A 9,303-nucleotide genomic window follows, 5' to 3' on the forward strand; every position below is an offset into this window, starting at 1 on the left:
CGTCAGGTGTGTATAAGAGCCCGGGGGTTGGGGTCCGATTCGCCTGGAAGCCATGGTTGGGGCCCGTTTCGCGAGGTACGGTTGCTGCCCGCCGTCACGCCGGGCCGCAGTTTCCCTGGCCATGGCAGGTGCGACGGCGGCGGGCGAAGGAGGAACGATGACCCGCCCGGGACTGCCCAAGTTGATCGCGACCGACCTCGACGGGACGCTGGTCCGCAGCGATGACACCGTCTCCGCGTACACCCATGGGGTGCTCGACCGGGTGCGCGCCGCCGGAATTCCGGTGGTCGGCGCGACCGGACGCGGCCCTCGGTTGAGCGAGTTGACCCGCAACGACATCCGCGCCGCCGACTTCCTGGTGATGGCCGGCGGCGGGTGGGTGGTCGGCCAGAGCGACCCGACCGGTCCGGTGGTGCTGCGCGACGAGCGGCTGCCCGCCGAGGTGCTGGCCCGGCTCCTCGCCGATCTGGAGGCGGAGGTCGGCCCGCTGACCGTCATGGTCGAGGCGTCCGACGAGCATGACGCCCCGCTGTGGGGTGACTACCACGAGAGCTGGCCCTACCAGGACCGCTTCGAAGCGCGCACTCGTGACGAGTGCCTCGCCTCCGATGTGATCAAGGCCTTCGCCCGGACCGCCGACCACCACGTGGACGAACTGCTGGCGGTGGCCCGCCAGATCGTCCCGCCGCACGTCGCCACGCTCACCCAGGCCGGGCTCGGGTTCGTCGAGATCTGCCCGCCCGGCGTGGACAAGGCAACCGGGCTGACCGTGGTGGCGCAGACGCTCGGGGTCGACCCGGCAGACGTGCTGGTCTTCGGCGACATGCCCAACGACCTGCCGATGTTCGGGTGGGCCGGCTGGTCGCGGGTTGCCGTGGCGAACGCGCACCCCACGCTGCGGGCCGTCGCCGACGAGGTGACCTTGCGCAACGACGAGGACGGGGTGGCGGTGTATCTCGACCGGCTACTGTCCCGCTGATGGAAGACACGCCCCGCCTCGTCGCCACCGACATCGACGGCACGCTGATCCGTGACGACCACACGCTCAGCCCGCGCACCGCCGACCTGCTCGCCCGGATCTCCACGCGAGGCACGCCGGTCGTCCTGGTCACCGGCCGTCCGGTCCGCTGGCTCAAGATGGTGTACGACCAGCTCGCCCAGCCCCTGCCGGCGGTCTGCGCCAACGGCGCCGTGGTCTACGACCCGTTCGAAGACGAGGTGGTGCGTGCCGACCCGCTCGCGCCGCACCACCTGGCCGAGGTGGCCCGGAGACTACGGGCCGAGGTGCCCGGGATCAGCTTCGCCGTGGAGATCCTGGACAGCCGGGAGATGCGGCATGAGGCGCACTACCCGCTGCGCTGGGACGCCGACGCCGACGCCATCAGGCCGATCGAGACGCCGGAGGAGCTGCTCTCGGTCCCGGCGGTGAAGCTCCTCGCCCGAGCCGGTGAGCAGGACCCGGATGCCTTCGCCGAGTTGATCGCCACGGCGGTGGCGGGGTTGGCCGAGGCCACGCACTCGTCGTCCTCGGGGCTGGTGGAGATCTCCGCGGCCGGGGTGACCAAGGCGGCGGGGCTGGCCTGGTACTGCGACCAGCTCGGAGTGGCCGCGGCGGACGTGCTGGCCTTCGGCGACATGCCCAATGACGTACCGATGCTGACCTGGGCCGGCCGGGGCGTGGCGGTGGCCAACGCGCACCGCGCCGTCCTGGCGGTCGCCGACGACGTGACGACGGCGAACACCGAGGACGGCGTGGCGGCGTACCTGGAGAAGATCTTCGGGGTGGACTGAGGTCAGAGGTACTGGCCGGTGTTGTGACCCTCGCCGCCGCCCGGCTGGCCGATGCCCGGCATTCCGGGGACGACCCCGCCGGGGCCGCTGGGCAGCGCCTGCCGGCCGCCGCGCATCTGCTCCAGCTGCACCCGGGCGGCCATCTGCTGGGCCACCAGCGCCGCCTGGATGCCGTGGAACAGGCCCTCCAGCCAGCCGACGAGCTGGGCGTGTGCGATCCGCAGCTCGCCCTCGCTGGGGGCCTTGTCCTCGGCGAAGGGCAGCGAGATGCGCTCCAGTTCGTCGCGCAGCTCGGGGGCGAGGCCCTCCTTGAGCTCGACGATCGACCGCTCGTGGATCTCCCGCATCCGGTTGCGGCTGGCGTCGTCGAGAGGTGCGGCCTTCACCTCCTCCAGCAACTGCTTGATCATGCTGCCGATCCGCATCACCTTGGCCGGCTGTTCGACCAGGCGGGTCGGGTCCTCGCCCTGGCCCTCGTCGGTCTGCATCGTGCCGATCGGCCGACCGTCCGGGCCGACCACCACAACGGTGCCGGAGTGGCCGGAGTCGTCGGGGCCGGGCTCGTCGTTCTGTCCAGCGGAGCGCGCTTCGGTCATGGGGTCCATCTTTACCCAGCGGGCCCGGGCCATGCCGCCCGGGACCGACTCCCGGGGCCGAACCACCCGGGCGGGGCGCGCTACCGTCGCGCCATGCCTGTCGACCCGCGCGCCGTGTTGACCCGGCCCGCTCCGGAGCCCGACCGGACCGTGGCGTACGGGGACGACCCGAATCAGGTGGCCGATCTGCGCCTCCCGACGGGGAGTGGGCCGGCGCGGCCGTTGGTCGTCGTCCTGCACGGCGGGTTCTGGCGGGCCGAGTACGACCGGCGGCACACTGGCCCGTTGGCGGCGGCCCTCGCCGCGCAGGGCTACCCGGTGGCGCAGCTGGAATACCGCCGGACGGGGCAACCCGGGGGTGGCTGGCCGGGCACCCTGACCGACGTACTGACCGGGGTGGCCGAGCTGCCCGCGCTGGCGGCCGAGGCGCTGCCCGGCCGGGTGAGCCTGGCCGCGCCGATCCTGGTCGGGCACTCCGCCGGGGGCCACCTGGGGCTGTACGTGGCGGCTACCGCCCCGGCGACGGTGAGCGGGGTGCTCGCCCTGGCCCCGGTGGCCGATCTGGGCGAGGCGTACCGGCGAAATCTTGACTCGGGGGCGGTCGCCGAGCTGCTCGGCGGCGGCCCGACGCAGGTCCCGGACCGGTACGCGGCGACAGATCCACGAATGTTGGTACCGATACAAACACGGACAGTAGTTGTTCACGGTTCGGACGATCATCAGGTCCCGGTGGAGATGAGCCGGGATTTCGTCCCGGAGGCCCGTGCCGCAGGTTCCGATATTTCCCTTGTTGAACTGCCCGGATGCGAGCATTTCGGGCTGATCGACCCGGAGTCCGCCGCTTGGCCGCACGTCCTCGCTGTGTTGCGGTCCTTGCACGATGATCACTAGCCATTGACGCAGCGTCGCGGACCAGGTAGAACGCCGGAGGGGCGGTGTTCGGCCCTGCAACGCTTCCTTGGAAGGAACTCGGTGTCGCAGATGAATCGCAGGCGGGCGCTCCAACTGTTGGCCGCGCTCGGTACCACCGGGTTCGTCGCCGGGTGTGGCTCAGACAGTGACGCCGAACCGACCGCCAACCGCAGCCCGATCAAGATCGGGTTGATCACGCCGCAGGCCGGTGGCCTCAAGAGCATCGGCGACGACATCACCAACGGCTTCCAGCTCTTCCTCGACCTCAACGACAAGCGGCTGGGCGGCCACCCGGTCGAACTGCTGACCGCCGACGAGGGTGACACCGCCAAGACGGGCAAGGCCGCCGTCGAGAGCCTGCTCAAGCAGGGCGTGCTGGCGCTCACCGGCGTGGTCAACTCGGCGGTGATGGTCGGCATCCGGGACACCGTGGAGCAGGCCCGGGTTCCACTGATCGGCTCCAACGCCTCACCGAGCAGCCTGCAGAGCGTCTTCTACATCTGGCGGACCTCGTACGTGCTCGACGAGGCCGGCCGGGCCATCGGCCGCTACCTGCGTGACCAACTGCCGGCGAACGGCCGGATCGCGATCATCATGCCGGAGAACGTCGGCAGCCCCGACGTGGTCCGCGGCTTCAAGCAGGAGTTCGGCGCGACCGACTCGCGGATCAGCGACCCGGTGACCTACACCAACGCCACCGGCAACCCCGGCAAGACGACGTACGCCTCGGACATCTCCAAGGCGCTGGCCAAGCGGCCCACTGCGGTCTTCTGCTTCTTCGCCGGGGCGGCCGCTGTGGAGTTCATCAAGCAGCTGCGCGAGAAGTTCTCCGGGCCGATCTACGCACCGGGCTTCCTCACCGAGGGCACCGTGCTGGAGAACCTGAAGGACAACGCGCTGGGCATCCAGACCGCGCTGAACTACTCGGCCGACCTGAACAACACGTCGAACCGGGTCTTCGCCTCGGCGTACCGCAAGAAGTACCAGGTCACCCCCACCACGTACGCGATGGCGTCGTACGACGCGGCGCAGGTGCTCGACCAGGCCATCGAGCTGACCGGCGGGAAGCCCACGCCGCAGCAGGTCAACCTGGCCCTGGGCAAGATCGGCCAGATCGACAGCCCGCGCGGCATCTGGCAGTTCAACCAGCCGCGTACCCCGCAGCAGAAGTGGTACCTGCGCGAGGTGCAGCGCGACGGTCAGGTCATGTCGAACGTGCTGATCAACGAGCTGGCCACGCTGGGCTGAACGCCCACCCGGAGCACGATTCGGGGCCGGTCTCCCAGTGGGAGGCCGGCCCCGAGACGTTCGCGGGTCAGTGCCGCAGCTCGGCGATGCAGCACTTCACGCTGCCGCCGCCCTTCTTCAACTCGGCCAGCTCGACGGGGACCGGGGTGTAACCGGCCGCCTTGAGCTTGCCGGCCAGGCGGGTGGCCTCGCTGTTGAGGACCACGTTCGCGCCGTCGCTGACCAGGTTGAGCCCGAAGGCCATCGCGTCCTCGTCGTCGGCGATCACCGCGTCCGGGAAGAGTTGGGTGAGCACCCGCTGGCTGGCGGCGGAGAACGCGCCGGGGAAGTAGGCGATGTTCTCGTCGTCGATGGCCGCGAGCGCCACGTCCAGGTGATAGAAGCGTGGGTCGATCAGGCGCAGCGACACCACCGGACGGCCCAACGCCTCCTGCGCCTCGGCGTGCGCCGGGATCTCGGTGCGGAAGCCGTGCCCGGCAAGAATGAGCCCGCCGTGCGCCTCCGGCACGTACGCGAAGTCGCCCTCACCCTCGTTGGTCTCGCTGGGCGCGATGAACCGCCAGCCCTGCGCCTCGTAGAAGGCGTGGTGGGCGGCGGCCTCGGCGGCCCGCTGCTCGTGCTTGAACCGGGCGCCGTAGACGCTGCCGTCCACCACGAAGCCGCCGTTGGCGGCGTAGACCATGTCGGGCAGGCCCTGCTCGGGGGTGAGCAGGTGCACCTCGTGGCCGAGGCCGACCAGCGCCTCGCGCAGCCGGTCCCACTGCTTGACGGCCAGGTCCCGGTCGACGGGCGTGGTCACGTCCATCCACGGGTTGATCGCGTACTCGACCGCGAAATACTCCGGCGAGCACATGAGATATGTCCGCTTTCGCGGGAAACGCTGCTGGTTCACGGTCACCAAGAGTAGGTACCGTGGAACTTTGAAAACAGCCACAAGCGTTGCTTCCCAGAGGCGGAACGTTGCAGATAGACGCGGTAGACCAGCGAATCATTGCGTTACTCGTCGCAGACGCCCGCGCGTCCTACGCCGACATCGGCGCCCGGGTGTCACTCTCCGCCCCAGCGGTCAAGCGCCGCGTCGACCGACTACGCGCCACCGGCGTGATCAGGGGATTCACGGCTGTCGTTGACCCGGCCGCCGTCGGTTGGACGACGGAGGCCTTCGTCGAGCTGTTCTGCGCCGGCCGGACCACCCCGGCGCAGATCGGCGTGGCCGCCCGCCGACACCCCGAGGTCGTCGGCGCGTACACCGTCTCCGGGGAGGCGGACGCGCTCGTGCACCTGCGCGCCGCCGACATCGGCCATCTGGAGGCAGCCCTGGAGCGGCTGCGCGCCGAATCCTTCGTGACCTCCACCCGCAGCACCATCGTGCTCTCCCGGCTGGTCGAATCGCCCGGCGTCGGCCCGTCCGCCGGCACCTCTTGACCTCAACTCAGGTTGAGGAGATGGACTGACCCCCGAATGGGCGGACGGCCCATCGACGCTGAGGGGGACTGTCATGCGGGCGATCTGGTTACGGGAGTTCGGCGGACCCGAGGTGCTGGTACCCGGCCCCGCACCCGACCCGGTGCCCGGCCCCGGCCAGGTGCTGATCGACGTCGCGCACGCGAACATCACCTTCATCGAGACGCAACTGCGCGCCGGTCGCCCCGGCCCGTTCCGCCTCACCCCACCGCTGATCCCCGGCAACGGCGTCGGCGGGGTGATCACGGCAGTCGGGTCGGACGTCGACCCGGCACTGACCGGGCGACGGGTGGTCAGCGCCACCGGAGGTTCCGGCGGTTACGCCGAACGCGCGGCCGTGGACGCGTCCGCGCCGATAGCGGTGCCGGCCGGGCTGGCACTGGACGCTGCGGTCGCGCTGCTGGCCGACGGACGGACCGCCACCATGCTGATCGAGGCGGTCGGCGTTCGCCCGGGCGACCGGGTGCTGGTGGAAGCCGCGGCCGGCGGCGTGGGCAGCCTGTTGGTGCAACTCGCGGCCCGGGCCGGAGCCCAGGTGATCGGCGCGGCCGGTGGGCGACGCAAGGTGGACCGGCTACCCGGCCTGGGCGCCGAACTGGCCGTCGACTACCTGCTGCCCGAATGGGCCGAGCAGGTCCGCGCGGCGGTCGGCGGGGTCGACGTGGTGCTCGACGGGGTCGGTGGTCCGGTGGCCCGGGCCGCCTTCGACCTGCTCTCCCCGGGCGGCCGGATGGTCAGCTTCGGGTTGGCGAGCGGCGAGTGGTCACCGGTGTCGGCGGAGGCCGCCACGGCACGGCAGGTCACAGTGATCCGCCCCGACGTGCCACCCGCCCGGCTGCGGGCGTACACCGAACAGGCCCTGGCGGACGCAGCGGCCGGCCGCCTGCGCCCGCTCATCGGCCAACGTTTCCCGCTGGAACGCGCCGCCGACGCGCACGCCGCCATCGAGGCGCGCGCGACGGTCGGCAAGACCCTGCTGGACGTGGCCTGATCGAGTCTCAGAGATACATGCCGGTGCGGTGCTCCGACTCGTCGCGGCGGACCGGCTTGTCACCCTCACCGAAGAAGCGCTTGCCGCCGAACTCGCCGTGCAGACGGTCGTCCAACTCGTCGGCGAGACCGGTCATCACCTGCACCGCGAGCATCAGATGGGTGGCCTGGAAATTGCGGCCGAACACCGGGATGGACGCCCACACCGTGTCGTCGGCGCAGTAGAGGCGGCCGATCGGCATCCGGTTCGTCAACTCGGAGAGCTTGACGTAGAGCCGCTCGGTCGGCTCCACCTCGGTGAGCACCGGGGAGAAGACGTCCACCAGGGGCGGGTTGTCCCGCACCCGCACGAAGACCATCGCCGAGCCGGCCCGGATGGTGATGTCGCCGTCCGAGTCGATCTGCAACCGGTCGGTGTCCGACTTCAACATCGTGGAGACCACGGTGCGGACCCGGTCGGCCAGGTCGAGCACGTCGTCCCGCTCGACCTGCGCGGCGGCCGCCTCGGCCAACGCCTCCTCCAGGTCCGCCTCGACGTCGGCGTCCGGGCCGAACTCGCTGCGCGCGGTGCCCAACGGGTCCACGGTCAGCGGCTCGCCCTCGGCGTCGTGCACCAGGTAGACGAGGAAGGCCGGATGCGGGGCACCGTAGACGTCCCGCAGCGTGCGGGAGAGCAGCGTGGCGACCTGGGTCGACTCGCCCGTCGTGGCGTTCAACCCGAAGGAACCGCCGGAGCCGGCGACCACCCCGGGTGGGGACCAACCGAGCGCGACCATGTCCGCCACCGCGCCCCGGTCCAGTCGGTACCCCGCCGGCAGGGTGGCGTTGCCGACCGCGCGGGCGGACAACACCCGGTCCGCGTCCACGTCGACGCTGATCGAATAGACGGCGTCCCCGGTGCCGGAGGCGGTCGGGTCCAGGGTCACGTCGAGGTGCGCGCCGACGGGAAGTTCCCGCAGCCGCACAGCGAGCGCGCGGGCGAACTCCCGCCACGCCTCGGTCACCTTCGCCCGCAGATCGGTGGTGCTGGGCTCGTCGAGCAGGATCGATTCCGCCGGCTCAGTCGAAGCGCCGGGCAGCTCACCGTGCGGGGCCGAGGGGTGGTCAGCCGTCATGATCGCCTCCGTCCGTCACGATCACCCTACCCACGCCGCCGCTAGGTCGAATCAGCCCGGACCGGGATCGGACAGCGACGGTCAGCGGGCCGTCGGGTCCGCGGGGTCGGCACCCAACTCGACCGGCCAGGTGCCGGCCAGAGCGCTGAGCCGGGCCGCGACATCCGCCGGCTCGGCACCCCGGCCAACCGCCAGACCAAAGAGGTACGCGGTGACCGGCGCCCCCGGACGCAGCACCTGGTGGGCGACATCCCGGGCCAGATCCAACACCGCCGGCACCGGCACCGCGGCCGGGTCCAGATCCAACTCGGCGCACACCGCCGTGACCCAGTCGTCCATCACCGTCATCGCGCCCACTCCTCCGCCCGGCGTACGTCCTCGTCAGTGTCGCAGTCGAACCACGGCGGCGGGCCCTCCCCGGACCAGGCCACCTCGCGCACGACGAGACCGGCCAGTAGCGCCCGGACCGGTGCCCCGGACAGGCTGCCACCCCGCTCGACCGTCAGCCGGTCCACCGCCGCCCGCAACGCGGCGACCCGCCAGACACCGCAGAGCGACTGCCGCCGCCCGTCGGTGTCCACGAAACACACCCCGTCAGGTCCCCGCTCGCCGCCGCCGCTGCGGGGCGGTGATGCAAGGCCGCCGTGGGCCGGCGATGCCGGAGCAGAGCGGTCACCCGTCGGTTCGGTGTCGGGGGTCTCCCGGTCGAGGTGGTTCAGCAGGTCGCCGATCGCGGCCCGGGTGAGCAGCGGCAGGTCGGCGGCGAGCAGCGCGACCATGCCGGTGTCGGCATCCAGCAGTGCCAGGCCGGCCGCCGCCGCGGCGACCGGACCCCCGCCGGGCGGGTCCTCGCGGACGACCAGCACACCCGCCGGTACGGCGTCGGCCGCACCGACCAGCACCCGCGGCACCGCGTCGGTGACGGCGGCCAGCACCCGGTCACGCATCGGTTGACCGCCGACCGGAAGCGCGGGCTTGTCGACCCCGCCCATCCGTCGGGCGGCCCCACCTGCGAGCACCACAGCGGCGTACGTCCCCATCCGGCCACCGTAGCCGTGCCGACCCTGCCAGCCCGACCCTGCCGACCCTGCCGACCCGACCCCTCGCCCCGGTGATCATGAGGTTATCGCTCGACGCGCCGAAGACACGCGCGGACAACTTCATGATCAACGCGCTGGGTTGGGGGT

Annotated in this window: 11 protein-coding genes; 6 read left to right on the top strand and 5 right to left on the bottom strand. The window is 71.5% G+C overall.

Translation table 11 applies throughout. The features are described 5' to 3' along the window. The first annotated feature begins 157 nt into the window (after positions 1 to 157). Together DLJ59_RS02070 and DLJ59_RS02075 are read left to right on the top strand one after the other, a co-directional pair. Positions 158 to 979 carry an HAD family hydrolase gene (locus DLJ59_RS02070; RefSeq protein WP_124770824.1) on the top strand — a complete coding sequence of 274 codons (822 nt, stop codon included), beginning with the start codon at positions 158 to 160 and terminating at the stop codon, positions 977 to 979. Beyond that, a complete protein-coding gene (locus tag DLJ59_RS02075; RefSeq protein ID WP_124770825.1) occupies positions 979 to 1,791 on the top strand; it encodes an HAD family hydrolase in 813 nt (270 codons plus the stop codon). Before DLJ59_RS02070 ends, DLJ59_RS02075 begins: the two co-directional genes overlap by 1 nt. A gap of 2 nt (positions 1,792 to 1,793) precedes the next feature. Here DLJ59_RS02075 and DLJ59_RS02080 read toward each other — a convergent pair whose 3' ends face one another. Then, entirely contained in the window at positions 1,794 to 2,396 is a 603-nt protein-coding gene (locus tag DLJ59_RS02080; RefSeq protein WP_091396749.1) for a bacterial proteasome activator family protein, read from the bottom strand. 84 nt (positions 2,397 to 2,480) lie between these two features. On the opposite strand from DLJ59_RS02080, the gene DLJ59_RS02085 reads away from it, so the two are divergent. Together DLJ59_RS02085 and DLJ59_RS02090 are read left to right on the top strand one after the other, a co-directional pair. Further along, complete coding sequence (locus tag DLJ59_RS02085) at positions 2,481 to 3,278, top strand: alpha/beta hydrolase family protein (protein WP_124770826.1); 798 nt, start codon at positions 2,481 to 2,483, stop codon at positions 3,276 to 3,278. 81 nt (positions 3,279 to 3,359) lie between these two features. Beyond that, a complete protein-coding gene (locus DLJ59_RS02090) occupies positions 3,360 to 4,547 on the top strand; it encodes an ABC transporter substrate-binding protein (RefSeq protein ID WP_124770827.1) in 1,188 nt (395 codons plus the stop codon). A 67-nt stretch (positions 4,548 to 4,614) separates the two neighbouring features. Here DLJ59_RS02090 and ddaH read toward each other — a convergent pair whose 3' ends face one another. After that, the gene (gene ddaH / locus DLJ59_RS02095; protein ID WP_341869562.1) at positions 4,615 to 5,448 is read right to left on the bottom strand and encodes a dimethylargininase; all 834 of its coding nucleotides are present in this window, start codon (positions 5,446 to 5,448) and stop codon (positions 4,615 to 4,617) included. 59 nt (positions 5,449 to 5,507) lie between these two features. Between ddaH and DLJ59_RS02100 the strand changes: the two genes are divergently transcribed. After that, positions 5,508 to 5,972, top strand: coding sequence for an Lrp/AsnC family transcriptional regulator (locus tag DLJ59_RS02100; RefSeq protein WP_124770828.1), 465 nt, complete (start codon positions 5,508 to 5,510; stop codon positions 5,970 to 5,972). 73 nt (positions 5,973 to 6,045) lie between these two features. Further along, entirely contained in the window at positions 6,046 to 7,002 is a 957-nt protein-coding gene (locus DLJ59_RS02105; protein ID WP_124770829.1) for a zinc-binding dehydrogenase, read from the top strand. Between the two features lie 7 nt (positions 7,003 to 7,009). On the opposite strand, the gene DLJ59_RS02110 is transcribed toward DLJ59_RS02105, so the two are convergent. The 3 genes from DLJ59_RS02110 to mobA all read right to left on the bottom strand — a co-directional run bounded on the left by DLJ59_RS02110 (position 7,010) and on the right by mobA (position 9,156). Continuing rightward, on the bottom strand, positions 7,010 to 8,116 hold the full coding sequence (locus DLJ59_RS02110) for a T3SS (YopN, CesT) and YbjN peptide-binding chaperone 1 (protein WP_030331736.1): 1,107 nt from the start codon (positions 8,114 to 8,116) through the stop codon (positions 7,010 to 7,012). 81 nt (positions 8,117 to 8,197) lie between these two features. Further along, positions 8,198 to 8,464, bottom strand: a complete 267-nt coding sequence (locus tag DLJ59_RS02115) for a DUF6457 domain-containing protein (RefSeq protein WP_124770830.1) — start codon at positions 8,462 to 8,464, stop codon at positions 8,198 to 8,200. Further along, positions 8,461 to 9,156, bottom strand: a complete 696-nt coding sequence (mobA, locus tag DLJ59_RS02120; protein ID WP_124770831.1) for a molybdenum cofactor guanylyltransferase — start codon at positions 9,154 to 9,156, stop codon at positions 8,461 to 8,463. Before mobA ends, DLJ59_RS02115 begins: the two co-directional genes overlap by 4 nt. Between the last annotated feature and the right edge of the window lie 147 nt (positions 9,157 to 9,303).

Source organism: Micromonospora inaquosa (genome assembly GCF_003857055.1).
GTDB lineage: Bacteria > Actinomycetota > Actinomycetes > Mycobacteriales > Micromonosporaceae > Micromonospora > Micromonospora inaquosa.